This is a genomic window from Aeromonas sp. MR16, assembly GCF_022549315.1.
Lineage (GTDB): Bacteria > Pseudomonadota > Gammaproteobacteria > Enterobacterales > Aeromonadaceae > Aeromonas > Aeromonas aquatica.
The window spans coordinates 44,020-69,698 of record NZ_JAKZFK010000015.1 but is presented as its reverse complement, the minus strand read 5'-3'; the positions used below and the strand labels follow the sequence as shown (position 1 = coordinate 69,698).

At 62.5% G+C, this 25,679-nt stretch carries 25 protein-coding genes; 6 read left to right on the top strand and 19 right to left on the bottom strand.

Going from position 1 to position 25,679, the window contains the following annotated elements:
- Positions 1-66 precede the first annotated feature (66 nt).
- The gene (locus tag MM194_RS12705) at positions 67-723 is read right to left on the bottom strand and encodes a response regulator transcription factor (protein ID WP_005306366.1); all 657 of its coding nucleotides are present in this window, start codon (positions 721-723) and stop codon (positions 67-69) included.
- Positions 724-835: 112 nt separating this feature from the next.
- Positions 836-1,168, bottom strand: coding sequence for a hypothetical protein (locus MM194_RS12700; RefSeq protein WP_033131253.1), 333 nt, complete (start codon positions 1,166-1,168; stop codon positions 836-838).
- Between the two features lie 63 nt (positions 1,169-1,231).
- On the opposite strand from MM194_RS12700, the gene MM194_RS12695 reads away from it, so the two are divergent.
- Positions 1,232-1,483: a PepSY domain-containing protein gene (locus MM194_RS12695; protein ID WP_241343742.1), complete on the top strand. Its 252-nt coding sequence runs from the start codon at positions 1,232-1,234 to the stop codon at positions 1,481-1,483.
- Positions 1,484-1,495: 12 nt separating this feature from the next.
- On the opposite strand, the gene MM194_RS12690 is transcribed toward MM194_RS12695, so the two are convergent.
- On the bottom strand, positions 1,496-2,164 hold the full coding sequence (locus MM194_RS12690) for a protein-methionine-sulfoxide reductase heme-binding subunit MsrQ (RefSeq protein ID WP_241343741.1): 669 nt from the start codon (positions 2,162-2,164) through the stop codon (positions 1,496-1,498).
- Positions 2,165-2,192: 28 nt separating this feature from the next.
- The gene (msrP, locus tag MM194_RS12685) at positions 2,193-3,197 is read right to left on the bottom strand and encodes a protein-methionine-sulfoxide reductase catalytic subunit MsrP (RefSeq protein ID WP_241343740.1); all 1,005 of its coding nucleotides are present in this window, start codon (positions 3,195-3,197) and stop codon (positions 2,193-2,195) included.
- Positions 3,198-3,562: 365 nt separating this feature from the next.
- Here msrP and MM194_RS12680 point away from each other — a divergent pair, with 365 nt between their 5' ends.
- Positions 3,563-4,036: a DUF1097 domain-containing protein gene (locus MM194_RS12680; RefSeq protein WP_033131249.1), complete on the top strand. Its 474-nt coding sequence runs from the start codon at positions 3,563-3,565 to the stop codon at positions 4,034-4,036.
- Between the two features lie 77 nt (positions 4,037-4,113).
- On the opposite strand, the gene MM194_RS12675 is transcribed toward MM194_RS12680, so the two are convergent.
- From MM194_RS12675 to MM194_RS12660, 4 genes are all read right to left on the bottom strand, one after another.
- Entirely contained in the window at positions 4,114-5,394 is a 1,281-nt protein-coding gene (locus MM194_RS12675; RefSeq protein ID WP_033131248.1) for a sigma 54-interacting transcriptional regulator, read from the bottom strand.
- 49 nt (positions 5,395-5,443) lie between these two features.
- On the bottom strand, positions 5,444-5,950 hold the full coding sequence (locus MM194_RS12670) for a hypothetical protein (RefSeq protein ID WP_241343739.1): 507 nt from the start codon (positions 5,948-5,950) through the stop codon (positions 5,444-5,446).
- Positions 5,951-6,306: 356 nt separating this feature from the next.
- Complete coding sequence (locus MM194_RS12665) at positions 6,307-7,707, bottom strand: ATP-binding protein (protein ID WP_241343755.1); 1,401 nt, start codon at positions 7,705-7,707, stop codon at positions 6,307-6,309.
- 100 nt (positions 7,708-7,807) lie between these two features.
- On the bottom strand, positions 7,808-7,900 hold the full coding sequence (locus MM194_RS12660; protein ID WP_152599273.1) for a YnhF family membrane protein: 93 nt from the start codon (positions 7,898-7,900) through the stop codon (positions 7,808-7,810).
- 126 nt (positions 7,901-8,026) lie between these two features.
- On the opposite strand from MM194_RS12660, the gene MM194_RS12655 reads away from it, so the two are divergent.
- A complete protein-coding gene (locus tag MM194_RS12655; protein WP_033131246.1) occupies positions 8,027-8,575 on the top strand; it encodes a 2-amino-4-hydroxy-6-hydroxymethyldihydropteridine diphosphokinase in 549 nt (182 codons plus the stop codon).
- Between the two features lie 110 nt (positions 8,576-8,685).
- On the opposite strand, the gene MM194_RS12650 is transcribed toward MM194_RS12655, so the two are convergent.
- Positions 8,686-9,390 carry an SDR family oxidoreductase gene (locus MM194_RS12650; RefSeq protein WP_241343738.1) on the bottom strand — a complete coding sequence of 235 codons (705 nt, stop codon included), beginning with the start codon at positions 9,388-9,390 and terminating at the stop codon, positions 8,686-8,688.
- A 74-nt stretch (positions 9,391-9,464) separates the two neighbouring features.
- Complete coding sequence (locus tag MM194_RS12645) at positions 9,465-10,001, bottom strand: DUF2301 domain-containing membrane protein (RefSeq protein ID WP_033131244.1); 537 nt, start codon at positions 9,999-10,001, stop codon at positions 9,465-9,467.
- A gap of 82 nt (positions 10,002-10,083) precedes the next feature.
- On the opposite strand from MM194_RS12645, the gene MM194_RS12640 reads away from it, so the two are divergent.
- The gene (locus MM194_RS12640; RefSeq protein ID WP_033131243.1) at positions 10,084-10,848 is read left to right on the top strand and encodes a transporter substrate-binding domain-containing protein; all 765 of its coding nucleotides are present in this window, start codon (positions 10,084-10,086) and stop codon (positions 10,846-10,848) included.
- Positions 10,849-11,182: 334 nt separating this feature from the next.
- Here MM194_RS12640 and asnC read toward each other — a convergent pair whose 3' ends face one another.
- Positions 11,183-11,644: a transcriptional regulator AsnC gene (gene asnC, locus MM194_RS12635; protein ID WP_033131242.1), complete on the bottom strand. Its 462-nt coding sequence runs from the start codon at positions 11,642-11,644 to the stop codon at positions 11,183-11,185.
- Positions 11,645-11,797: 153 nt separating this feature from the next.
- Here asnC and asnA point away from each other — a divergent pair, with 153 nt between their 5' ends.
- A complete protein-coding gene (gene asnA / locus MM194_RS12630; protein WP_241343737.1) occupies positions 11,798-12,790 on the top strand; it encodes an aspartate--ammonia ligase in 993 nt (330 codons plus the stop codon).
- Positions 12,791-12,998: 208 nt separating this feature from the next.
- On the opposite strand, the gene MM194_RS12625 is transcribed toward asnA, so the two are convergent.
- From MM194_RS12625 to rluD, 4 genes are all read right to left on the bottom strand, one after another.
- On the bottom strand, positions 12,999-13,823 hold the full coding sequence (locus MM194_RS12625; protein ID WP_241343736.1) for an MBL fold metallo-hydrolase: 825 nt from the start codon (positions 13,821-13,823) through the stop codon (positions 12,999-13,001).
- Positions 13,824-13,883: 60 nt separating this feature from the next.
- Complete coding sequence (gene clpB, locus MM194_RS12620) at positions 13,884-16,460, bottom strand: ATP-dependent chaperone ClpB (protein ID WP_241343735.1); 2,577 nt, start codon at positions 16,458-16,460, stop codon at positions 13,884-13,886.
- 197 nt (positions 16,461-16,657) lie between these two features.
- Complete coding sequence (gene pgeF / locus MM194_RS12615; protein ID WP_241343734.1) at positions 16,658-17,395, bottom strand: peptidoglycan editing factor PgeF; 738 nt, start codon at positions 17,393-17,395, stop codon at positions 16,658-16,660.
- 89 nt (positions 17,396-17,484) lie between these two features.
- Positions 17,485-18,465, bottom strand: coding sequence for a 23S rRNA pseudouridine(1911/1915/1917) synthase RluD (gene rluD / locus MM194_RS12610; protein WP_033131237.1), 981 nt, complete (start codon positions 18,463-18,465; stop codon positions 17,485-17,487).
- 116 nt (positions 18,466-18,581) lie between these two features.
- Here rluD and MM194_RS12605 point away from each other — a divergent pair, with 116 nt between their 5' ends.
- Positions 18,582-19,337, top strand: a complete 756-nt coding sequence (locus tag MM194_RS12605) for an outer membrane protein assembly factor BamD (RefSeq protein ID WP_033131264.1) — start codon at positions 18,582-18,584, stop codon at positions 19,335-19,337.
- Between the two features lie 250 nt (positions 19,338-19,587).
- Here the strand turns inward: MM194_RS12605 and MM194_RS12600 are convergent, their stop codons facing one another.
- From MM194_RS12600 to pntB, 4 genes are all read right to left on the bottom strand, one after another.
- Positions 19,588-20,916 carry a CoA-disulfide reductase gene (locus MM194_RS12600; protein ID WP_241343733.1) on the bottom strand — a complete coding sequence of 443 codons (1,329 nt, stop codon included), beginning with the start codon at positions 20,914-20,916 and terminating at the stop codon, positions 19,588-19,590.
- 82 nt (positions 20,917-20,998) lie between these two features.
- A complete protein-coding gene (locus MM194_RS12595; protein WP_033131235.1) occupies positions 20,999-22,399 on the bottom strand; it encodes an L-cystine transporter in 1,401 nt (466 codons plus the stop codon).
- 155 nt (positions 22,400-22,554) lie between these two features.
- Positions 22,555-23,847 carry an L-serine ammonia-lyase, iron-sulfur-dependent, subunit alpha gene (locus MM194_RS12590; protein WP_033131234.1) on the bottom strand — a complete coding sequence of 431 codons (1,293 nt, stop codon included), beginning with the start codon at positions 23,845-23,847 and terminating at the stop codon, positions 22,555-22,557.
- Between the two features lie 344 nt (positions 23,848-24,191).
- Positions 24,192-25,676, bottom strand: coding sequence for a Re/Si-specific NAD(P)(+) transhydrogenase subunit beta (gene pntB / locus MM194_RS12585; RefSeq protein ID WP_241343732.1), 1,485 nt, complete (start codon positions 25,674-25,676; stop codon positions 24,192-24,194).
- Positions 25,677-25,679 lie beyond the last annotated feature (3 nt).

Below are 25,679 nucleotides of genomic sequence, written 5' to 3'. Positions count from 1 at the left end.
GGTCCGGTTATCAACCCAGGCTGGCTCATTCGCCGCTCCCTTGCCGCGTTGGCATCGAGGTCAGACTCATTCGTTGATCCGATATCCGAGGCCGCGCACCGTCTCGATCAGATCGGCGTGGGTCTTCTTGCGGATCCGGCCGATGAATACCTCCACCGTATTGGAGTCCCGATCGAAATCCTGGGCGTAGATATGGTCGATGAGCTCGCTGCGCGACACCACCTTGCCCCTGTGCTGCATCAGGTAGCCCAACACCCGGAACTCGTGGGCGGTGAGCTTGATGGGAGTGCCCTCGTACCAGACCTGGGAGGCCGCCATGTCGAGCCGCACCCCGCCGATCTCGAGGATCGAGCTGGCGTTGCCCGCGGCGCGGCGCACCAGGGCATGGACCCGGGCCACCAGCTCGGCGACCTGGAACGGCTTGGTGAGATAGTCGTCGGCGCCGGCGTTGAGCCCCTCTATCTTCTCGTGCAGCTGACCACGGGCGGTCAGCACCAGCACAGGAGTGTCTATGCCCTTGCTGCGCCACTCCTTCAGCACGCTCAGGCCGTCGCGGCCCGGCAGGCCGAGATCCAGAATGATGGCGTCATAGGGTTCGGTCTCGCCGAGGAAGCCGGCTTCGTTGCCATCGTGGCAGAGATCGGTCACGAAACCGGACAGGCGCAGTTGTTCTGCCAACTGGCCCGCCAGGGTCTTCTCGTCTTCAACTATCAGAATGCGCATGGTTTTTATCCAAAATGAGGGCTGTTTTTATCGGCTTTCCTGGCTCAATGCCAACCTGCCAACACAGATCCTGAGTCAGTGCCCGGCGGACGGGCGTGAGAACCGTTCGGGCTCACTCTTCTTCCGGTGGCGGGGGAGATTCGAATAAGCGCTCCAGATGATGCCCTTTTAGCCACACCATCTCCAGGTTGTCGGCGCGGTAGCCCACCTTGATCACGCTGTTCTCGCTGTCGATGAGTTTGAGCTCATAGAGCCAGACGCCATCTTCCTCTCCCAGATCGACACGCAGCACGCGCACCGGCAGATGGGAAGCCACCTCCATCAGCTCATGAAAAGGTCTGATCCGCCCCTCGCTGACAGCCTGCTGCAGCAAGGCCTCGTTCGGCTGGGCCGCCTGCGCCAGCAACGGCAGCAGCAGTCCACACAGGGGCAGCGCTCTATTCATGGATGATTCATCTCTCAAAACCTAACATAATGCCGTTTATAGTGTGCCAGCCATGAATCCGGAATGAATATGATCCCACGCAGTATCCTGCTGATCCTTTGTCTCTTTTCCACTTTTGGCTGGGCGGCACAGACGCGCCTCGACATGCCGGGGCTGATCAAGATGCTGCTGGCACAAGGGTACCACGACATTCGGGAAGTCGAGCTGGAAGGCGACAGATTCGAGGTCAGCACCCTGGACGCCAGGGAGCAGAAGGTGCGACTCAGCGTCGATGCCTACACCGGCGAGATCACCCAGCAAAAAGAGGCCGATTAGGCCTCTTTTTTGTTATGTGCGATCCACGCCGGTGAGCGGGGGACAGGCCTCTCTCAGGCGCTGGCGTTTCTGCTGCCACTGTCGCCAGGGTCGCAACAGCTTGTCGCGCCGCGGCACCAATAGAGCACAGGCCAGCAGCAGATAGATGAGCGGCTCCTGCCAGCCGCTCTTGACCGACCACCAGTAGTGGATCGGCACCAGCAGGGTCACGGCGTAGATCCAGTTGTGCAGCCTCTGCCAGCTCGGGCCCATGGCCCGCAGCAGGGCCGGGATCGAGGTCAGACTCAGAGCCGTCAGCAACAGCAGCGCCACCGCCCCCACCACTATGTAGTTGCGCTTCACCAGCTCACCGCCGATCAGTCGCCAGTCGAACTGCAGATCCAGCCCCAGCCACACCATGAAGTGCAAGCCGGCCCAGGCCGCGCACCAGAGCCCGAGGGGGCGACGCAGCTTGATGAGCTGCCCCTGCCGCCAGCGCTTGGCGAGCGGCGACACCAAGAGGGTTAGCAACAGCAAGTGCAGGGCCCCCTTGCCGAGGTAGTGGGTCAGCCCCTGTATCGGATCCCCCCCCAGCAGCCCGGCCGGCACCGCATAGCCCAACCAGAGCAGGAAACCCAGGGAGCCCAGGTGTACCAGCGCACGCAGCATGCCGATATGGCGATTGGTCAGTCTCAGTGCCATGAATTCAGCCCCCTTTCTTGCCTCTGTATCAATACCACTTGCGCAGATCCATGCCCTGATAGAGGGACGCCACCTCGTCACCGTAGCCGTTGAACAGCAGGGTGGGCTGGCGCTTGGCGCCGAAGATGCCGCCCTCGCCGATGAAGCGCTCGCTGGCCTGGCTCCAGCGCGGGTGATCCACCTGCGGATTGACGTTGGCGTAGAAGCCATATTCGTTCGGTGCCAGCAGATTCCAGGTCGTCGACGGCATCTCCTCCACCAGCCGGATGGAGACGATGCTCTTGATGCTCTTGAAGCCGTACTTCCAGGGCACCACCAGCCTGATGGGCGCCCCGTTCTGGGCCGGCAGCGTCTTGCCGTAGAGCCCCATCGCCAGGAAGGAGAGCGGGTGCATCGCCTCGTCCATGCGCAGCCCCTCCACATAGGGATAATCGATGCCGCCCCCGAGATTGCTGGAGGCTTGCCCCGGCAGCTGCTCGGGATCGTAGAGCGTCTCGAACGCCACGAACTTGGCGCGACTGGTGGGTTCGGCGCGGCGGATGAGGTCGGCCAGGGCGATGCCGCTCCAGGGCAGCACCATGGACCAGGCCTCCACGCAGCGCAGCCGGTAGATCCGCTCCTCCAGCTCTGTCTTGTTGATGAGATCCCACACATCCAGGGTGAAGGGCTTGGTCACCTCTCCCTCCACCTTCAGCGTCCAGGGCTCGGGTTTGAGGTAGTGGGCATTGCGAGCCGGATCCCCCTTGTCGGTGCCGAGCTCATAGAAGTTGTTGTGGGTGGTCGCCTTCTCCAGCGGGGTGAGGGTCACCCCTTCCGGCCGGGCTGCGGCCTTGTAGTGGAGCGCCTTGGTGGCGGGGGCCGGGGCGGGCTCCTCGGTGGAGAACAGATCCAGCAGGCTGGCCTGGGCCGGGAAGGCCAGGCTGGCGGTGCCCAGCCCAAGACCCTTGAGGATGAGGCGGCGATCCTGATAGACGGCTTCCGGGGTGACATCCCGCTCGGTGGGGTGATGGGGGGTAGAACGCTTGATCAACATGAAGAAACTCCCGGGGCTGTGAGGCAACATTCATAAGACCGGCCCCGGTGAGGTTTTATTTCACGGCTTACATCATCTGGTAGAGAGGCAGCGCCTTGGCCATGGTACCGACCAGGAACAGCAGGATGAATACCAGCAGGGGGACTATCACGTTTGGCGCCATCAGACTCACTCCATGAGCAGGACAGGGCCTCTAACTATGGTGCAGGGTCCTGGACGCCACCATGAATTTTTTTCGCGAGCGCAAGCGTATTCCCGAGTTGAAAAGAGTGACCAAGATCACACACAATCCGGCCCCTGCTTGCCGCCCCTTCGCCGAAGGGTAGGCTGCCTCCTTTTCCAAATTCAACCACGAGAGTCATGTCATGAGCCCATTGATCGCCATCGCCATCACGACCGGGATCCTCTCCGCCGTCTGGGGCGGACTGGCAGCCGCCCTCGGCCTCATCTCCTGGGTCGGCTTCCTCGGTTGCACCAGCTACTTCGCCTCGAGCGGCGGCTACAAGGCGCTGCTGCAGACCCTGCTGTGCAATGCCAGTGGCATGCTGTGGGCACTGGTGCTGATCCACGGGGAAAACTGGTGGGGCGCCGGCATGGCGGGCTATCTGATGACGGGAGTGGTGGCGACCCTGATGTGCGCCCAGGCCAAGCAGCGGTGGCTCGGCTACATCCCCGGCACCTTCGCCGGTTGCTGTGCCACCTTCGGGGCAGCCGGAGAGTGGCGCCTCATTCTGCCTTCCCTGGTGATCGGCGCCCTGTTTGGCTACCTGATGAAGGCAAGCGGACTCTGGCTCTCCCGCAAGACCCAGGCCACCACGGGTGTCACCGATCCCGCCTGAGCCTGAACGCAGGCAGCCGATGAGCAAAACGCCCTGACCACCGCCGTGGTCAGGGCGTTTTCTTTTTGCCCTTAAGATCAGCTCTTCAGCTTGAAGTTCGCCGCCTCTATACCGTGCCGGTTCAATAACTTGTAGAAGTCGGTGCGGTTGCGTCCCGCCATGTTCGCCGCCAGGGTCACGTTGCCCTCGGTGGTGCGCAGCAGACGGATCAGGTATTCCTTCTCGAACTCGGCGCGCGCCTCGTTGAACGAGGGGATGCCGCCCACCCCGCCACTCAGTGCCGATTCCACCATGGCGGCCCCGATCACCGGGCTGCAGCAGAGGCTGGCGAGCTGTTCCACCACCCCGCAGAGCTGGCGTACGTTGCCGGGCCAGGCCGCTGCCGCCAGCAGGGCCAGCGCCTCCGGCGAGAAGCCGAGGGCGGCACAGTTGTCATGGCGGCTGCGATAGTCGTCGAGGGCCTGGCGAGCGAGCAGCGGTATGTCCTCGCTGCGGGCGCTGAGGGGAGGCAGGGTGATGTTCGCCACGTTGAGACGGTAGAAGAGATCCTCCCGAAAACGCCCCTCCTCCATGGCCGTCACCAGATCCTGATGGCTGGAGCTGATGACCCTGACCTCGGCGGTGCCCTGACCGTACTCCGCCAGCACCTGCAGCAACTTGGCCTGCAATGACTCCGACAGATTGCCTATCTCGTCCAGGAAGAGGGTGGCCCCCTTGGCCTCGGCGAACAGGCCGGACTGTCCATCCTCGCCAAACAGCTGCAAGTCCAGCACGGGCCAGGGCAGGGCGGCGCAGTTGATGGTGTGCAGCGGCTTGTCCCGCCGGTGGCTGGCCTGATGCAGCGCCTGGCTCATCACCCCTTTCCCCGAGCCGGAGGGGCCCAGGATCAAGACCGGCACCTCCATGGTGGCGATGTTGCTCGCCTGGATCAGCAACTGCTCCATCTGCGGATTACGAGTCAGGATGAGGGACTGCCACTCCTGCTGTTGTTTGGGACGGGTCAGGCTCAGGGCATGTTCTATGGTGACCAGCAGCTCATCCTTGTCGATGGGCTTGGTGAGAAAGCTGAATACCCCGGAACGGGTCGCCTGGATGGCATCCGGAATGGTGCCGTGGGCGGTCATGATGATGACCGGCATGCCGAGCCACTGAGCCTGAATCCGTTCGAACAACTCCAGCCCATCCATACCCCCCATACGCAGATCGCTGAGCACCAGATCGGCTCGCTGCTGGCGCAACCTGTCCAGCGCCCCTTCGGCGCTGTCGGCGGTGTCCACTTCGTAGCCCTGACTGCGCAGGCGCATGCTCATCAGCTTGAGCAGGCTGGCATCATCATCGACCAGCAGGATGCGACTCATGCTTGTACTCCTTCCTCGCCCAAGGCGGCATTGGCAGCCATCCCGGTCTTCATGGTTTGGCCCCCTCATTGAGCTTACGCTGATTCAACTGCTCATCGATGGCGGTGAGCTGTTCGATTTGGCGACGCAGCCGCTGCACCTCCTGACTCTGATCGTCGCGTCGGCTGTCGCGAGCCAGCAGCTCTTCACCGAGGGCGATCCAGCTGCGCAGGAAGGCCTGGGCATCCAGCCCGAGTTCGGGCAGCAGGGACTTGAGCCGATCCAGCCCGGCCCGGCGATTCGCCACCGACTCGGACGGATGGGTGTTGACCATGGCCAGGCTGACCCGGCTCTCGAGATCGGTGGCACCGCGCAGACGTTGGCGCTCCTGCACTCGTTGCTGGGGGTGGCTGGCCAGCAGCCAGTCCGAGTATTGCAGGCGCACCTGCATCTCTTTATTGGCAAATTCCATCCGCTTGGCGATGGCCTGATCCGACGGCTCAGTCAGGCCGGAATGCGACAGCAGGGAGCAGCCTGAGAGCAGGCTCATCAATACGGGAATAACAAATCGTTTCATCTTTGGCTTCACTTCAGCGTCAACCGGGAACAGGCATCCGCCTGCTCGTCTTTGGTCTGTATCAACTCGCCCTCAGGGGCGTTTCAGCCTGGGCTTTATTTCAGCTCCAGCCGGAAGCAGGCATCCGCCTGCTCGTCTTTGGTCTGTATCAACTCGCCCTCAGGGGCGTTTTAGCCTGGGCTTTATTTCAGCTCCAGCCGGAAGCAGACATCCGCCTGCTCGTCTTCGGTCTGTATCAACTCGCCCTCAGGGGCGTTTCAGCCTGGGCTTTATTTCAGCTCCAGCCGGAAGCAGACATCCGCCTGCTCGTCTTTGGTCTGTATCAACTCGCCCTCAGGGGCGTTTCAGCCTGGGCTTTATTTCAGCGTCAGCCGGAAGCAGACATCCGCCTGCTCATCTTCGATCAGCGTCAACTCTCCCCCCAGGCTCATGGCCGATTCGCGGGCGATGGAGAGGCCCATGCCGGAGCCTTTCAACAGGCCCTGACGCACTGTGCTGCCCTGCTCGAACGGCTCGAAGATCCGTTCCCGCTCGGCCAGCGGGATGCTGGGGCCCTCGTTGGCTACTTCCAGCCAGCTGCCATTGGCATCCTGACCGGCACGGATCCAGACTCGACCGCCCTTGGCGCCGTAACTGACCGCGTTGGAAAACAAGTTGTCGAGGATGAGGCGCAGGCGATAGGGCTCGGCTTGCAGGATGATGGGCTCGGGCGGCAAGTGTACACTGATTTGCTTGGATTCCAGCGCCAACCGGTATTCGGCCAACAGCTCAAGCAGCAGGGGAGCCAATGGTACAGACGTCAGGCTGAACACCTCCTGTTGGCTGAGGCGGTTGAAATCGAGCAAGCGCTCGATCAGGGTCTGCAGCCGACGGCTGTTCTCCTCCAGCATCTGGCAGATCTCCTGCTGATCCCCGTTGAGCGGGCCCATCAGTTGTTCCGACAGCAAGTCTGCCCCTTCCCTCAGCACCGCCAGCGGCGTCTTCAGCTCGTGGGATACGTGGCGCAGGAACTGATACTTCTGCTGCTCCAACTCCTTGAGCTTGTCGTGCAACCAGCCGATCCGCTCCCCCAGCAACACCAGCTCGGCGGGGCCATCCACCGGCCGCGGGTCAGGCTCGATGCCGGCCCCCAGGCTCAGGATCCGCGACTCAATCTGACGCACAGGGTGGATGATCAGATAGGTAAACAGCAGGATCAGCAGCAGGCTGAGCACCGCCACGAAACCGCTGATCCACCAGATCTCCGTTCTCAGCTCGGCGATGGCCGCGCGCATTCGTACCACGTGCTCATCCACCTGGCTGCGGGTGATCACCTCCAACTGCTGGTTGGACTCATTGAACCGCTCGAAGTGAGGGCTGGTTGCCTCGGCTCTGGCCTTGCTCAGCTCCTGCAAGCCGTCAAGCCAGCTCAGTACGGTGTCGAGATCCGCATAGACGGCGGCATCCGGGATGGATTGCCGATGGATGGCGAGCAACTCGCGATAACGCGCCAGCTGCTGCCGATAGGAGTCGAGGATGCGCTCGTCCCCCAGCACCGCATAACGGCGCAGGGTGCGCTCCAGATCGATGGCCTGGCTGGTGAGCAGGGTCGCCCGGCGGGTATCCCGGACGACACGATCCACCTCATCGCTGGTAAGCTGGCTCAGGTGGGAGAGGGCCTGACTGTCGTGCCAGATCATGCCCCCCAGGGGCATCAGGACCAGTACGAAGCCCATCAATACCACCTGGAGCAGGGAACGCGGCCGAACCTTGGTCATCTCGAACAGTCTCTCTTCATCTTGGGGGGCCAGCATATCCGCACTCCCCCAAAAAGCAAAACCGGCCAAGTGGCCGGTTTGGTTGCATTCGGGAGAGGCGTCACGCCAGACCGACGGATGCCACACAGATGATCAGTATCATGACGAGGGCCCCGGAGGCGGTCAACAGCGCCCATTTCAGCTCCACACTCATACAAACCTCCTTTTTTACCAATCAGAGTTGGATCACAGTAGATAAAACTATGTTAATTCATAGTAAATCTGATAACCGTGAGCTGCGTATATATTTCACACGAGCCCAACCCTAGGAATGGAAAGCATGTTCTACCTGTGTAGCATTGGATCGAATCTTGACCCCGCCCAGCACGTCAGCCAGGCCGTGGGAGAATTGCTGACGCGCTTTGGTCATCTGCGGCTGAGTTCGGTGATCCAGACCAAGCCGGTGGGCATGCGCTCGTCCCATGACTTCCTCAACTGCCTGCTCGTCGTCGAGAGCGAGCTCTCGGCACCCCAGCTGAAGGCCGAGTTCGTCACCATGGAGCTGGCCCACGGCCGGGATCGCAGCAACCCGCTGTGCAAGGTGACGGACAGGCCGCTCGACATCGACATCCTGGCCAGCGGCCCGCTCGACAGTTTCGCCACGGCCGGGGTGGACGCCTATCTCGGCGAGCTGCTGGCCGAGCTGTATGAACAGGGATCGGTGCGGGCTCACAGGGTGAGGCTGCGCCTGCCGACCAGCAAGGTGTTCGCCGAGCAGGTCTTTGGTCACGAGAGCGTCGAACTCTGGTCCCATGCCGATGACCGCCAGGGCCTGGGCAGCCTCCCCCCGGCGACGGATCCCCGCCCTACCCCTCCCCGTCATCAGTAGCCCGGTCGCCCGGATAATGGCGGGGGTCCGGCCAGCCTCCACCCGGCGGCGGATCCCCGTCCTACCATTCTCCTCGCCGTCATCAGTAGCCTGAGCACCTGGACGACGGCCTAGATAACGGCGAGGGCCCGGCCACCATCGACCCTGATGCTGGCCCCCGTCATGTAATCGTTCGTCATCAGCAGTTGCACCGCCTGCCAGATGGGCTCCAGTCCCCCCTCCTTCGCCAGCGGCGTCCGGGCCAGCACCTGCTGGCGCCACGCCTCCCCGTGCTCGTCGAGGAACAGTATGGGGCCGGGCTCTATGGTATTGACCCGCACCGCGGGGGCCAGCTCGCGGGCGAAGCTCATGGCCAGCGAATGGGCGCCCGCCTTGGTGGCCACATAGGCGGCGAACTGGGGCGCCGGGGCGTGGATGTAGATGTCGGTGATATGGATGATGCCGGCGTTGCCCTGGCGTGCCAGCCCGGGTGCCAGCGCGCGGTTGAGCTGGAAGGGCGCCGCCATGTGTACCCGGTAGAACTGCTCGAACTGGGCGAGCTGGGCCGCCGGCTCCGCCGCCTGCGGCTCAAATGCCGAGGCGTTGTGGATGACGAGCGTCAGATCCTCGTGAGCGGCCAGGGCCGCGATCAGTCGCTCGACCTCCTCCTCTTTCGCAAAATCCGCCTGTACCAGCTCCACCCCCAGGGCCCGCAACTGCGCCAGCTCGGGGCGCTCGCTACGATAGCTGCCCGTCACCTGCCAACCCGCGGCCACCAGCTGCTCGCACAGATAAAAACCCAGTCGACGGCCACAACCCGTCACCAATGCACGCATACCCTCTCCTTGTCGTTTGGCCGCACGGGCCCTGTCACTGCGCTATGCCATCCGGATGATCCGGGGCGGGCTACCTAGAGCTGATAACGCCCGCGGTCGCCGATATCAAAATGCAGGGGCATGCGCCACTTGGCCAGACACAGCAGGCAGAGCAGCAGGCCGCTCACCAGGGCCACCAGGGCGCTAGCCCAGTCCAGCCGAGCCCATTCCAGCAGCCACAGCAAGGGCAGCAGCAGCGGCAACAGCCGAATACCCGGGATGGCGAAGCAGAATTGCTCCTTGAACGCCAGGCCGGACAGCGTGGCCAGGACGGCCCCCAGCAGCAGGGCATCCGGCGCGCCGCAAGCGGCCAGCAGCAGGCCGCCCCACCCCAGCCCCTGCAGGAGAAACCGGATCCGTTTGTCATAGATGTGCAGGCAGAATCCGCACAGGCCGCTCCCCACCACCAACGCCATCAACCACAGCCGTGTCGGCAAAAGATCCTGCCCAATCAACAAGCTAACCCCTCGACACAACAGCAGCAAAGCTGCCAGACTCAGGCCGAGACGATAGAGACAGACCGAGAGCCTGTCGATGCCGTCCAGTTCGCTTTCAATGTCAGGATTCGCCATTCGGGGTCGCCTCTGTGAGATGTCTGCCGGTCACTATACCGAAATGATCGTGAACCTGCCCCGTGCGCACAGGAGATGTGATTTGCGACGCTTGCTTCTGCTCTGTCTGCTACTGCCTTGCTGGCTGTCGGCCAGGGAGCTGATCATCGGCGGCACCCTGGAGCCGCCCCTGAAATGGCTGGATGAGGGCGGTCAGCCCCGGGGTCTGGACGTGGATCTGGTCACCGCCATCTTCGGCACCCTCAAGGTGCCCATCAGGATAGAGCTGATCGATTCTGGCGCCCGCCTCACTCGCAGCGCCGAGACCGGTGTCTACGATCTGGTGATGACCCACTCCTACAAGCCGGAACGAGAGGCCTATCTGCTCTATCCGAAGCAGTCCCATCTGCGCCATAGCTGGCACTTCTTCGTGCGCAAGGGGGACGCGGGCAAGATCCACTACCAGCACCTCAGCGATCTCAAGCCCTGGCGCATCGGCATCACCCGGGATTTCTCCTACACCCCCGAGCTGATGGCGGCCATGACGGATCCCGGTTATCAGTTTCAGGAGATCCCCATCAATGCGCTGCAGCTACGCAAGCTGATCGCCGGTCGCATCGATACCGTCCCCCTGCCGCTGGTCACCGCCTTCGCCCAGATCAAGCAAGAAGGGCTGGAAGGCCGACTCGACTACCTGCCCAAGCCGCTCAAGACCGGCCTCTACTACAGCGCCTGGACCAGAGCCCGGGCCGATGCCGACACCCCGGCGCTGATGGCAGCCTACGACGCCGAGCTGCTGCGCATGAAGCAGGACGGCCGCCTCAAGGCGCTCTACGACAAGTACGGCATCCCCTATGTCGCCCCCTGATCCCGGCTTTCCCCTCCCGAGATCCCGTTTTCAGCCCCCGCGGGGAGAGGGAGTCACTAAAATGGAATGCATTTACATCTTGTTAACTCCGTAAAACATAACAAAAACAGCGTATTTATCTGCCTCGACGGGGCTCTGTCACCAGGGTCGCCCCTTCCCCAAGGCGAGATCTCGTCCAATCGACCGACCTCCGCTCCCATCGGGGCTTCACGTCCCGCAGGGTCGGGGTCTGCAACTAGGTCAGGGCTTCACATCTCTCAATATCGGGTTCTGTAGCGAGATCAGCGTCTCGCATTGAAATGGATCTCGTTCCATGGCCCAGCACCTGCCCATATCAGGGCTTCACATCTCGCAATATCGGGTTCTGCAGTGAAATCAGGGTTTCGGTGGACTGGATCTCGTCTATGGTCTGGATCTTGTGGATCAGCACCGTCTGCAGCTCGTCGATGGAGCGGGTCATCACCTTCATGAAGATGCTGTAGTGACCCGTGGTGTAGTAGGCCTCCACCACCTCGTCCAGGGCCTGCAACTTGGCCAGGGCCGAGGGGTAATCTTTCGCACTCTTGAGATTGATGCCGATGAAACAGCAGACGTCATAGCCCAGCTTCTTGGCGTTCACCTGCACCCGGGTCCCCTCGATGATCCCCGCCTGCTTCATCTTCTCCACCCGCACGTGGATGGTGCCGGGGCTGACGGTCAGTTGCTTGGCGAGCTCGGCGTAAGGGATCCGCGCATTCTCCATCAGGGCGGTGAGGATGGCCTGATCGAGATTATCGATCCGATAATTTTCCGGCACTTTTTTGTACTCCCGTTAACGATATCTCAGTAACTCAGCGGTTATTTTGAAGAAAAAAACACGTAAAGCCTATTTCTATTATCGAATATTGAATTTAGTGCACCATCTGTTGAAGAATCGCCATATCCAACGGATTTGAGACAGGTAATCACCATGAAACAGCACTACATTCGCAGCCAACAGCAGATCAGCTTCGTCAAAGAGATGTTCTCCCGCCAACTCGCCTTGCAGCTCGGCCTGATGGAGGTGCAAGCCCCCATCCTGAGCCGGGTCGGTGACGGCACCCAGGACAACCTCTCCGGCTGCGAGCATGCGGTGCAGGTCAAGGTGAAGACGCTGCCGGAGCACAGCTACGAGGTGGTGCATTCTCTGGCCAAGTGGAAGCGCCAGACCCTGGGCCGCTTCGGCTTCGGGCCCGGCGAGGGCATCTACACCCACATGAAGGCCCTGCGCCCGGACGAAGACCGCCTGACCCCCATCCACTCCGTCTACGTGGACCAGTGGGACTGGGAGAAGGTGATGCCGAGCGAGCGCCGGGATCTGGCCTACCTGCAAGACACGGTGCGCGGCATCTGGACCGCCATCAAGGCCACCGAGCGCGCTGTCTGTGCAGAGCACGAGCTGACGCCCTTCCTGCCGGCGGAGATCCAGTTCCTGCACAGCGAAGCGCTGCTGAGCCGTTACCCGGATCTGGATGCCAAGGGCCGTGAGCGCGCCATCGCCAAGGAGCTGGGGGCCGTGTTCCTCATCGGTATCGGCGGCGACCTGTCCCACGGTGAGCGCCACGACGTGCGTGCCCCCGACTATGACGACTGGAGCAGCCAGAGCGAATTGGGGCTGGCCGGTTTGAACGGCGACATCTTGGTATGGAACCCGGTGCTGCAGGATTGCTTCGAACTCTCCTCCATGGGGATCCGGGTGGACGCCGAGGCCCTGCGTCGCCAGCTCGCCACCACGGGAGATGAAGATCGTCTGCAGTACGACTGGCACCAGGCGCTGCTGGCAGGCGAGATGCCCCAGACCATCGGCGGCGGCATCGGCCAATCCCGCCTCGCCATGCTGCTGCTGCAAAAGGAGCACATTGGTCAGGTGCAGGTCGGCGTCTGGCCGGCAGAGATGAAGGCTGCCATTCCGGGCATGCTGTAAGCAGATTGATGGCATCCGGCAACCCATGCCGGATGCCATCAAGTGTGTGGCGGTGCGGACTGAAAGAGCGCGGTCCGGACAGGCTGTAAGGAGAGGGTCATCCTGGATGCCCCGCTGCGAAACCGGGGCTTGCCCCTGCGACCCGCTCAACCCACGCAAGGTCGCATTGAATACATTCCTCTCGGCAATCCTCGGATTGCCGCTTTTTTTATGGCCGGAACACATGTTCAAAGCCCGCCCCGATCTGGGTCTGCCCCGGCAGCCCGGCCTTTCGCTTGCCGGTGCAGTGACAAGCAAACAGCTTGTCCACTGCCTCTTCCTGCAGATAGACACCCAGCGCAACTGCCCGTTGCGGGCCGGAAAACTTCAGGTGCAAGCCACCTATGACGGCATGCACCCGCTCGTCGCCACACACCTCCTTGGCCCACTGGACGATGTTTTCGACCCCGGAGTGGCCGCAGCCGATGAAGACAATAAGACCCTGCTCGCTCTTGTAGGCCAGCGCCGAGTCGTCGCTGATAAGATCCTTCTCCACTCGACCACCTCGCAATATGTAGCCAAGCAGGGAAGGAGCCGCCTTGTCGCGCCGCGCGATGCTCCCGAGAAACACCAGACGCTTGGACAGCCATATAGGCTCGGCCGAACAGTGAGGGATCAGCCCTCTCGTCGCCAGTTGTCGCGGATCCAGGTCGCCCGAGAGGCGGTAGAGGTTGTAGCGTCGGGGCAGCAACGGCAGGAAATAGCCCCGCTCATTGAACACATCCGGACAGGCGATCAACGGGATGGGATCGGGATATAGGGGCAGGGAGCCGATGCCGCCCACATGGTCGTAATGACCGTGGGACAGCACCACATGGGTGAGGGAGCCGAGATCGACCCCCATCACCTCGGCATTGTGGCGCAGCGCCCGGCCCCGGCCGCTGTCGAACAGCACCCTGAGGCCATCGCACTCCAACAACAACGACAGTCCCTTTTCAGGCAGGCAGCCGGGTAGATGAACATCATCATCCACCAAGACGGAAAACGTCAGCATCTCAATCACCCTGAAAACAAAACGCAGGCACAAGGCCTGCGTTTTTCATCGATGACACCATCATGGCTGGCTCATGGTGAGCCCGTTGCTGTCGGCACCCAGCAGCAACTTCTTGCCCGGGATGACCCGACCGCTGAGCAGCGCCTGGGCCAGCGGGTTCTCCACCTTCTGCTGGATCGCCCGCTTGAGGGGTCGCGCCCCGTAGACGGGATCGAAACCGGCGTGGACCAGCTTGGTCAGCAGCTCCTCGCTCACCTCCACCTCGAAGCCCTGAGACTCCAGACGGCCCATCAGGCTCTTGAGCTGGATCCGGGCGATGGACTTGATGTGATCCTCGTCCAGCGGGTGGAACACCACAGTCTCGTCGATCCGGTTGATGAACTCCGGGCGGAAGCTGCGGGTCAGCAGCTCCATCAGCAGGGCCTTCATCTCCTCATAGTCCTTCTCGGCGTAGTGCTCCTGGATCAGATCCGAGCCGAGGTTGGAGGTCATGATCACCACGGTATTGCGGAAATCGACGGTGCGGCCCTGACCATCGGTCAGACGACCGTCGTCCAGCACCTGCAACAATATGTTGAACACATCCGGGTGCGCCTTCTCCACCTCGTCCAGCAGGATCACCGAGTAGGGGCGACGGCGTACCGCCTCGGTGAGATAACCCCCCTCCTCGTAGCCCACGTATCCCGGAGGTGCCCCCACCAGCCGCGCCACGCTGTGCTTCTCCATGAACTCGGACATGTCGATGCGCACCATGGCATCCTGGGTATCGAACAGGAACTCCGCCAGCGCCTTGCACAGCTCTGTCTTGCCCACCCCGGTCGGGCCGAGGAACAGGAAGGAGCCGATGGGGCGATTCGGATCGGACAGTCCGGCCCGGGAGCGACGGATGGCGTTGGAGACGGCGTCCACCGCCTCTTCCTGGCCGATCACCCGGCTGTGCAGTTGCTCTTCCATCCGCAGCAGCTTGTCCCGCTCCCCTTCCAGCATCCGCGCCACCGGAATCCCGGTCCAGCGCGCCAGGACGTCTGCGATCTCCACGTCGGTGACTCGGTTGCGCAGCAGGCTGGTCTCCTGCATCTCGGCCTGGGTGGCGAGATCCAGCTGTTTCTCCAGCTCTGGGATGCGGCCATATTGCAGCTCGGACATGCGGCCGAGATCCCCGGCCCGGCGGGCCACCTCGAGATCCTGACGGGCCTGCTCCAGCGCAGCCTTGATGTGCTGGGTACCGGCAAGGGCGGCCTTCTCGGCCTTCCACACCTCTTCCAGCTCGTTGTATTCCCGCTCCTTCTCGGTCAGCTCCTGATTGAGCAGATCGAGGCGCTTACGGCTGGCGTCATCGTCCTCTTTGAGCAGCGCCTGCTGCTCGAGTTTCAGCTGTATGATGCGCCGCTCCAGCCGATCCAGAGATTCGGGTTTGGAGTCGATCTGCAGCCGTATGCTGGCCGCCGCCTCGTCGATGAGATCGATGGCCTTGTCCGGCAGCTGGCGATCCGCGATATAGCGGTGGGACAGCTGGGCCGCCGCGACTATGGCGGGGTCTGTGATCTGCACATGGTGGTGCAGCTCGTAGCGTTCTTTAAGGCCGCGCAGTATGGCGATGGTGTCCTCCACCGAGGGCTCCTCCACCAGCACCTTCTGGAAGCGGCGCTCGAGGGCGGCGTCTTTCTCCACGTACTGGCGATATTCGTCGAGGGTGGTGGCACCGACGCAGTGCAGCTCACCGCGCGCCAGGGCCGGTTTGAGCATGTTGCCCGCGTCCATGGCCCCCTCGCCCTTGCCGGCACCGACCATGGTGTGCAGCTCGTCCACGAAGAGGATGACGTTGCCCTCCTCCTTGGCGAGATCGCTCAGCACCGCCTTGAGCCGCTCCTCGAACTCGCCGCGATACTTGGCACCGGCCACCAGGGCCCCCATGTCGAGGGACAACACCCGCTTGTTCTTGAGCCCTTCCGGCACTTCGCCGTTGATGATGCGCTGGGCCAGTCCCTCGACGATGGCAGTCTTGCCCACGCCGGGGGCACCGATCAGCACGGGGTTGTTCTTGGTACGGCGTTGCAGCACCTGGATGGTGCGGCGGATCTCTTCATCCCGCCCGATGACGGGGTCGAGCTTGCCGAGTTCGGCCCGCTCGGTGAGATCGATGGTGTATTTCTCCAGCGCCTGGCGGTTCTCCTCGGCGTTGGCGTCATCCACCTTCTTGCCGCCACGCACCTTGTCGATGGCGGCGTCGAGTTTTTCCTTGGTCAGGCCATGGCGGCGCAGCAGCTCGCCGAGGTTGCCCTTCTCATCGAGAGCCGCCAGCACGAACAGCTCGGACGAGATGAACTGATCCTTGCGCTGCTGGGCCAGCTTGTCGCAGACGTTGAGCAGCCGGCCGAGGCCGTTGGAGAGCTGTACATCCCCCTCCACGCCGCTCACCTTGGGCAAGCGATCGAGCTCCTCGCCGAGGCGCGAGCGCAGGGCGTTGATGTCCATCCCGCACAGGGTCAGCAACGGACGAATGGAGCCGCCGTCCTGATTGAGCAGGGCGGTCATCAGATGGACGGGTTCGATAAACTGGTGATCACGGCCCAGTGCCAACGACTGGGCATCGGAAATTGCGACCTGGAACTTGCTGGTCAGGCGATCTAAACGCATCGCACTCCCCCCTTGAAACGAGGCCGCCGAAGCGGCAACAACAGAACTGTCTGACAAGGAAGATGAGGTCTGGGGCCTGAATTTCAAGGGGAAGGGCTGTTTATTTTTCCCTCAACAGCGGTGCCAAAATAGCGCCTCCCTGCATAACAGGTCGGCGCAGGCGAAAGCCCTCGCGGTATCGGCGAGTGCCTCGCGGCTTATTCCACCAACCAAATCAGGGAGGCCATGCGGCCGGTCTGGCCGTCACGGCGATAGGAGTAAAACCGCTCGCCATCGCTATGGGTGCAGTGCTCGCCGCCATAGACGGCGCTCACCCCGGCGCGGGCCAGCCGCAGCCGGGCCAGCCGGTAGATGTCCGCCAGCCATTTGCCCTCGTTGGGGGAAGGCTTGAAGGCGGCAGCGGCCTCGGCCTGCTCGGCCATGAAGGCGTCGCGCACCTCACCCCCGACTTCGAAGGCCTCTGGGCCTATGGCAGGGCCGAGCCAGGCGAGCATGTCGGCAGGGTCGCCCCCCATGGCGGCAAGGCTGGCCTCCAGCACCCCGGCCTGCAGTCCGCGCCAACCGGCGTGGGCGGCGGCCACCCGGGTGCCTGCCCTGTCACAGAACAACACCGGCAGGCAGTCGGCGGTCATCACTATGCAGGCTAGCCCGGCCTCCTGGGCGCAGGCGGCATCCGCCTCCGGCACCCCGTCGTATTCGTTGCTGACCGGGTGGACGGCGGTGCCGTGCACCTGATTGAGCCAGTTGAGCCGACCCGGGATCCCGGCCGCCTGTTGCAACAGGGCGCGGTTCGCCTTGACCCTGCTCGCCTCATCGCCCACGTGGGCACCCAGATTCAGACCACGAAAGACCCCCTCGCTGACGCCCCCGTCCCGGGTGGTCGACAGCGCCCGCACACGAGCCGATGCGGGCCAGTCGGGTTCGATCCAGTTCATCTGCGACTCCTTCATATCACTGATAAAAAAACGGGGCGCCTCATCAGAGGGCGCCCCGTTTGGCATGCTATCTGGGAGGGCAAGCCTCATCAACCCCAGACCAGATCGTCCGGGTTGGCAAGCGTATCCGCGCGCAGCACTTCCATCAGATCCAGCATGTCCTGCGGGGTGGATGAGTGCCACTCCATGACTTCCCCAGTGATGGGGTGGGCCAGCTTCAACATGGTCGCGTGCAGCGCCTGGCGATTGAATTCGCGCAGGGCCTGGGTCAGCTCCGGGGTCGCATTGCGCAGCAGCCGCAGACGACCACCGTAGGCGGGATCCCCTACCAGCGGGTGCTTGATGTGGGACATGTGTACCCGGATCTGGTGGGTACGACCGGTCTCGAGGCGCAGCCGCAACCGGGTGTGGCCACGGAACTTCTCGTGTACCCGGTAGTGGGTCACGGACGGACGACCGTTGGGCACCACAGCCATGTGAGTACGCTGGGTCGGATGACGGCCGATGGGGGCGTCAACCGTGCCGCCGGCGGTCATGTGACCGATGGCGATGGCCTCGTACTCACGGGTGATCTGGCGCGCCTGCAGCGCCTCCACCAGATGGGTCTGGGCCGGTACCGTCTTGGCCACCACCATCAAACCCGTGGTGTCCTTATCCAGACGGTGCACTATGCCGGCACGGGGCACCTCGGCAATGCCGGGGTAGCGGTGCAGCAGCGCGTTGAGGATGGTGCCGTCCGGTGTGCCGGCGCCCGGGTGAACCACCAGGCCGGCCGGCTTGTCGATCACCAGAATGTGTTCATCTTCATAGACGATGTTGAGTTCGATGTTCTGGGCATCCCAGCGGGTGTCATCTTCCAACTCGACATCGACATGTACCTGTTGTCCAGCCAGCACTTTTTCGCGCGGGGTATTGGCAACCTGACCGTCCAGGGTCACTCTGTCCTGTAAAATCCACTCCTTGATGCGGGTTCTGGAGTAGTCTGGAAACAATTCGGCCAGGGCCTGGTCGAGCCGTTGCCCGAATTGGTGATCCTGAAATTCGCCTGTCAGTTCAATATGCTGGCTCATGTATGGTCTCTTGAGCGGGGGTATCAATTCGAAATAATCCGGGTATTCTAGCTTTTCTTTTAGCCAAGCATAACGGATACTTTGCCAATTTCGTGGAAATGGACCGGATGTTGTTGATGGGAAAGAAGTCTCACCTGCTGATGTCGCTCGCCTTGATCGCTACCCTGATCACTGGTTGTTCCAGCACCAAACCCAAGGTTCCCGACGAACCGCCGGAAGTTCTGTACCAACAAGCCCGTCTCAAACTGGATACTGGTAACTACCTGAACGCCATCGAATTGCTGGAAGCGCTGGACTCGCGTTACCCCTTCGGTGCCTACTCGAGTCAGGTTCAACTCGATCTGATTTACGCCTACTACAAGCAGGATGATACCGCTCAGGCCATCGCCAATATCGACCGGTTCATTCGCCTCAATCCGGCCCACAAGAACATAGATTACGTGTTCTACATGCGTGGCCTGACCAACATGGCGGCAGATTACAACTTCTTCCAGGACTTCCTGGGGATCAACAGAGACGACAAGGACCCTTCCTACGCTCGTCAGGCGTTCCAGGACTTCAAGACCCTGTTGCAGAACTATCCCAACAGCGTCTATGCCGCCGATGCCCGTGCCCGCATGGTAGGTCTGAAGACCCGTCTCGCCCGCTACGATCTGAGCGTTGCCGAGTACTACGTCAAGCGTGATGCGCTGATCGCCGCTGCCAACCGCGCCAAGCTGGTGGTCGAGACCTATCCCGACACGCCCGAGACCGAGAAGGCACTGGAGATCATGGTGAACGCCTACGATACCCTGAAGATGCCGACCCTGGCCCGCCACGCCCGCGAAGTGCTGGCCAAGAACTACCCGGACAATCGCCTCGGCCGCGGCTGAGTGTAGCATCCGTTCGATGAAAAACCGGAGCCAATGGCTCCGGTTTTTTTATGGAAAGATCCCGTCAAGCTCCTGAACGTTCATCCCATTTAACGGCACGATCCCCAACTTTTGACCCATTCTCCATCCGGAATGAGACGGCGCAGAGATCTGTGCCGTCGTGGCGCTCAGGCTACTTGGCGACGTTACCCGCCACGTTGAGCACGTCCCAGGTGCGGGTGGAGAGAGACGGGGCACTATCAGGATTCCCTTATTTTGCGACGTTGCCCACTACATTCAGCACGTCCCAGGTGCGGGAGAAGGGCGGTGCGTAGGCGAAGTCCAGCATGCCGAGCTGATCCGTGGTGACCCCCATGGTGATGGCAACCGCCAGGGCATCGATGCGGTGTACCGCCCCCTTGCGCCCCAGGATCTGGCCGCCGAGCAGCCGCTTGCTGCCCGCCTCATACACCAGCTTGACGTGGATGTCGGACTGGCCGGGACAGTAGTTGGTGTGACACTTGTCCTTGATGACGACGGTGCGATAGTCGATGCCCAGCGCCTGCGCCTCCCGCTCACTGAGGCCGGTACGGCCCGCCTCCAGCCCCAGCACTTTGAGGGCCGCCGAGCCCAGGGTGCCCGGGAATTCCAGTTCAGCCCCGGCCAGGTTTTCCCCCACCATGCGCCCCAGCTTGTTGGCGATGGTGGCGAGCGGCACATAGACCTGCTGCAGCTTCACGCTGTGCCAGACGCTGGCACAATCCCCGGCGGCCCAGACGTTCGGCAAGGAGCTGCGGCCCTGACGGTCCACCTCGATGGCGCCGTTGGCCAGCCGCGCTATGCCGGTGTCGGCCAGAAACTCGGTATTGGGTTTGACGCCGGTGCAGACCACCACGATGTCGGCCTCGTACTCGCCTTGGTCGGTGCGCACGCCGCTCACCCGCCCCTCCCCCAGCAGTGCCTCGACCCGCTCGCCGAGGTGCAGGCTGACCCCTCGCTCCCGCAGTTCGGTCTCGATATGTTGGGTGATCTCGCCATCGAAGGCATCGGGGATGACCCGCTCGGCCAGCTCGATGAGACGCACTTCCTTGCCCTGATGCACCAGGGCCTCCACCACCTCCAGTCCGATGAAGCCGGAGCCGATGACCACCGCCTTTCGCTTGCTGCCATCCTGCACCGCGGCCTTGAGCGCCAGCCCGTCGGCCATGCGGCGCAGGCCGAACACCCCTTCCTGCCGCAGGCCGGGAATGGGGGGCATGGTCTCGCGGGCACCGGTGGCGATCATCAGCCGATCGTAGCGATCGGTAAAGGTATCGCCATCGTGCTCAACAGTGAGGGTCTGGGCTCCGGCATCCAGGCTCAGCACCCTGTGGCCGGTCTTGACCTCGATGCCCTTGGTGGCGAACTGCTCGACGCTGAACTCGGCCATGAAGCCCGGCTCCTGAAAGTCGTCGCCGACGAAATAGGGCAGACCACAGGCACCGAAGGAGATCACCTCCGAGGCCTCATACACCACTATCTCGGCGTCCTTCGCCAGACGACGGGCCTTGGCAGCCGCACTCATGCCGGCGGCTTCGCCACCGATGATCACAATACGCATTGTTTGACTCCTGTAACGACAGGGGAGGCAGCGCCTCCCCTTTACTATTTCAATGAGTTGAAGATGGGGTTCCGCGCACGGATCAGACCACGGCTTCCTCACCGTCCAGACTGACCTCGGCATCGCCGTTGAACACCGTCATGTCGGTCTGGCCCATCAACCGGCTGGTGACAGTGCCGGCGGTGATGGAGCCGGAGACGTTGAGGGCGGTGCGGCCCATGTCGATGAGGGGCTCGATGGAGATGAGCAGCCCCGCCAGCGCCACCGGGAAGTCCAGTGCCGACAGCACGATCAGCGCCGCGAAGGTGGCACCGCCACCGACCCCGGCCACCCCGAAGGAGCTGACGGTGATAAGGGCGATGAGCGTCATGATGAAGCCGGGATCCATGGGATTGACCCCCACGGTCGGGGCTATCATCACCGCCAGCATGGCCGGGTAGATGCCGGCGCAGCCGTTCTGGCCAATGGTGGCACCGAAGGAGGCGGCGAAGTTGGCGATGCCGTCAGGGATGCCGAGCGCCTTGGTCTGGGTCTGCACGTTCATCGGGATCGAGCCCGCGCTGGTGCGCGAGGTGAAGGCAAAGGCCAGCACCGGCATGATCTTCTTCAGGAAGCGCCAGGGGTTGAGACCTACCAGGCTCACCAGCAGCAGGTGCACGGCAAACATGATGGCGATGGCGCCGTAGGAGGCCAGCACGAAGTTCAGCAGGTTGAGGATGTCCGCATAGTTGGAACCGGAGACCACCTTGGCCATCAGCGCCAGCACGCCGTAGGGGGTGAGTCGCAGCACCAGGGTCACCATCCGCATCACTATGACGTGGGCGACCTGCATGAAGTTCGCGAAGCTCGTGAAGATCTCCGGTTTCTTGCGGGCGATGCCGGTGGCCGACAGGCCGATGAAGATGGAGAAGATCACCACGGCGATGGTGGAGGTCTTGCGCGCCCCCGTCATGTCGAGGAAGGGGTTGGCCGGGATGAACTCCAGCACCATCTTGGCAAAGGACATGCTCTCGACGCTGTGCAGGCTGTGATCCAGATCCGCACCACGGGCGATTTCGGCGGCGCCGACGGTGAGCCCCTCGGCGGTCAGGCCGAACAGGTTGGACATCAGTATGCCCGCCCCGGCCGCGATCATGGTGGTGAAGATCAACACCCCTATGGTCATGGCGCTGATCTTGCCGAGCGCCGTGCCGCCATTGAGCTTGAGGATGGCCCCTATGATGGAGACCATGATCAGCGGAATGATGATCATCTGCAGCAGCTTCACATAGCCGCTGCCGACGATGTCCAGGTAGTCGTTGGTCTTGACCAGCACCTCGGCGCCGGCGCCGTAGATCAGCTGCAGGGCCGCCCCGAACAGGATACCCAGCCCCAGCCCCGAGAAGACCCGACGGGTGAAGCTGACGTGTTTTTGCTGCAGCCGATAGAGAAACAGCAACAACATGGCCAGGATAGCCAGATTACCGATAACGCTAAGTGTCATGACGATATTCCCCAAAATAACCGGGACGGGCCCGCGATAATGGGACGAGTGACGGGTAAGCACACTCTTCCCTGAAAGGTGCCGCTCTGTGGCGGTCTGCCCCCCGGTTCAGCCGAGGCGACAAAAAACAGGGGTGGCCAGCGCCACCCCTTGCATCACTCGGCCTTGCCCTGTTGCTTGGCCCGCATGATGTTGATGATTTCGATATCGGTGTCCAGCATCCCCCGCTTGGAGAGGCGGCCCAGGTTGGCGATGGTCTGGTCTACGTCGTCGGAGACGATGCCCTCGCTCTGGGGCACGTGCAGGTTGTTGATCGCCATCAGCGACGACTTGACCGCCGCCGAAGTGGAGGTCGACACCTTCATGGAGCAGGCGCTGCCCGCCCCGTCGCAGATGATACCGGAAACATCGCCGATCATGTTGTTGATGCAGTGACTGATCTGCTCAAACTGGCCCCCCAGCAGCCAGGTGATGGCGGCACCCGAACCCATGGCGGCGGTGCTGGCGGCGCACAGGGCCGACAGCTTGTTCTGGTACATCTTGATGTAGATGGCGACCAGATGGCTCATCACCAGCGCCCGGGTCAGCTGCTCCTCGTCGGCCTTGAGGAAGCGGGCGGCGGCGACCACCGGCATGGTGGCGGCGATGCCCTGATTGCCGGAGCCGGAGTTGGACATGGCGGGCAGCATGGCACCGTCCATGCGAGCATCGGACGCGGCCGACGACAGGCGCATGGCCAGGGTCATCAGGTCGTCGGACAGCAACTTGCGCTCCACCTGCTCGGTCAGGATCTTGCCGATGCGCAGGCCATAGCCCTGCAGGCCTTCATCCGCCAGCGCCTGGTTCATGCTGGCCGCCTCCTGGATGAACGCGATCTCCGTCAGCGGCACCTCCAGGGCGAAGGCCACTATCTCGCGCAGGCTCATGGCGGGCTTGTCGGATTTGGCGGGCTGGATCTGCACGCCGGGGGCGCTGGCCTGCTCCATCAGCACCTCGCCGTCCTTCTCCAGTAGCACGATGCGGGTGTGATCGGTGCAGATCACCACCCGGGCGCTGTGGCCATCCGCCTCCGCCAGCACCTCGGCGTAGAGCACGTCCGGCACGTCCTTCACATCCACCTTGATGAGCGGCAGCAGCGCCTTGGCAGCCTCCACCTGGGCCTGGTTGAGGTGCTTGAGCACCTCCAGTCCGCCCTCCGGGTTGCCCCCCGTGATGCCGACGGCGGCCGCCACCGGCAGCCCTATCATGCCGGTGCCGGGCACGCCGACTCCCATGCCGTTCTTGAACAGGTTGCCGCTGACCCAGACGCTCACGCGGGTCGGATCCTGTCCCAGCAGCTTGCGGCAGTTGGCCGCCGCCAGGGCGACCGACATCGGCTCGGTGCAGCCAAGGGCCGGCACCACTTCACGCTTGAGCAGGGTTATGAAATCGGTCCATTGTGCTTTCATCTGTGGGTTCTCATGTTCACTGTACCGCGGCATACATCTGCCAGTATCGGATCGAATTTGACGGTGATCTGGGACGCCGGGGCACCCCTTTCATTTTCATGTAACTTTAGTTGATCATAAGAACTAATTAATCAAATAAAATTGAACCTGTTCACCTTTTGTCGTCATTATGCCTTCCAGCAGGGGCAACGTCACCGGATTGCGATCCCGATCACGGCCAGACGCCGGGGGCCGGGCCCGCCAACGGGGATCTATGCCTTTCCCATCAATGCCTTGGCTTGATTCCTGAAAAACAGGCAATAAAAAAGGAGGCCGAAGCCTCCTCTTGTCAGATCCTCTGCCGCTTACAGCGCCTTGAGGATCGCCTCGACGCTGGCCTTGGCATCGCCAAACAGCATCTGGGTGTTCTCCTTGAAGAACAGCGGGTTCTGCACACCGGCGTAGCCAGTGTTCATAGAGCGCTTGAAGCCGATGACGTTCTGCGCCTTCCACACTTCCAGCACCGGCATGCCGGCGATGGGGCTGCCCGGATCTTCCATGGCGGCCGGGTTGACGGTGTCGTTGGCACCGATCACCAGCACCACGTCGGTGTCGTTGAAGTCCTCGTTGATCTCGTCCATTTCCAGCACGATATCGTAGGGGACCTTGGCTTCCGCCAGCAGCACGTTCATGTGACCAGGCAGACGACCGGCCACCGGGTGGATGCCGAAGCGCACCTTGACGCCGCGCTCGCGCAGCTTGTGGGTGATCTCGGCCACCGGATACTGCGCCTGTGCCACCGCCATGCCGTAGCCCGGGGTGATGATGACGGAGTGGGCATTTTTCAGCATGTCAGCCACGTCTTCGGCGTTGGTCTCGCGGTACTCGCCCATCTCCTGGTCAGCCGTGGAGGCCACACCGTCGGAGCCGAAACCACCGGCGATCACCGAGATGAAGGAGCGGTTCATCGCCTTGCACATGATGTAAGACAGGATCGCACCGGAGGAGCCCACCAGGGCACCGACCACGATCAGCAGGTCGTTGGAGAGCATGAAGCCCGCCGCCGCCGCCGCCCAACCGGAGTAGGAGTTCAGCATGGAGACCACCACCGGCATGTCCGCGCCGCCGATGGAGGCAACCAGATGCCAGCCGAACGCGAAGGCGATCAGGGTCATCAGCAACAGTGCGAAGGTGGAGCCACCGGCGTTGACGAAGTGGATCATCAGCGCAAGGGAGACCACCACGGCCAGCAGGTTCAGCTTGTGGCGATGGGGCAGTTGCAGCGGCTTGGAAGAAATCAGGCCACGCAGCTTGCCGAACGCGACGATGGAGCCGGTGAAGGTCACGGCACCGATGAAGACGCCGAGGAACACTTCCACCAGGTGGATGTTCAGCATGGCACCGGTCAGGTGCTCGACCTGGACCACGCTGGCCGCCTGCTCGAACGCCGCCCTGGCCGCGGCCAGGGTCGCATCCAGGTTGGAACCGACGGAGACCACGACTTCGGCCGGGGCGGACGGGTGCAGATCGATGAAGCTGTTGAAGCCCACCAGCACCGCCGCCATGCCCACGAAGCTGTGCAGCACGGCCACCAGCTCGGGCATCTCTGTCATCTCGACCTTGAGTGCCAGCCGCACGCCGATGGCGCCGCCGATGACCATGGCCAGGATGATCCAGTGCACACCACTGGTTTCCGGATTGAACACGGTCGCGAGCAGCGCGATGGCCATCCCCGCGATACCGAACAGGTTGCCATGTTTGGCCGTTTCTTGCTTCGACAGTCCCGCGAGACTGAGGATGAAGAGCACGGCGGCAACGATATAGGATGCTGTTACCAGTCCTTGAGACACGTT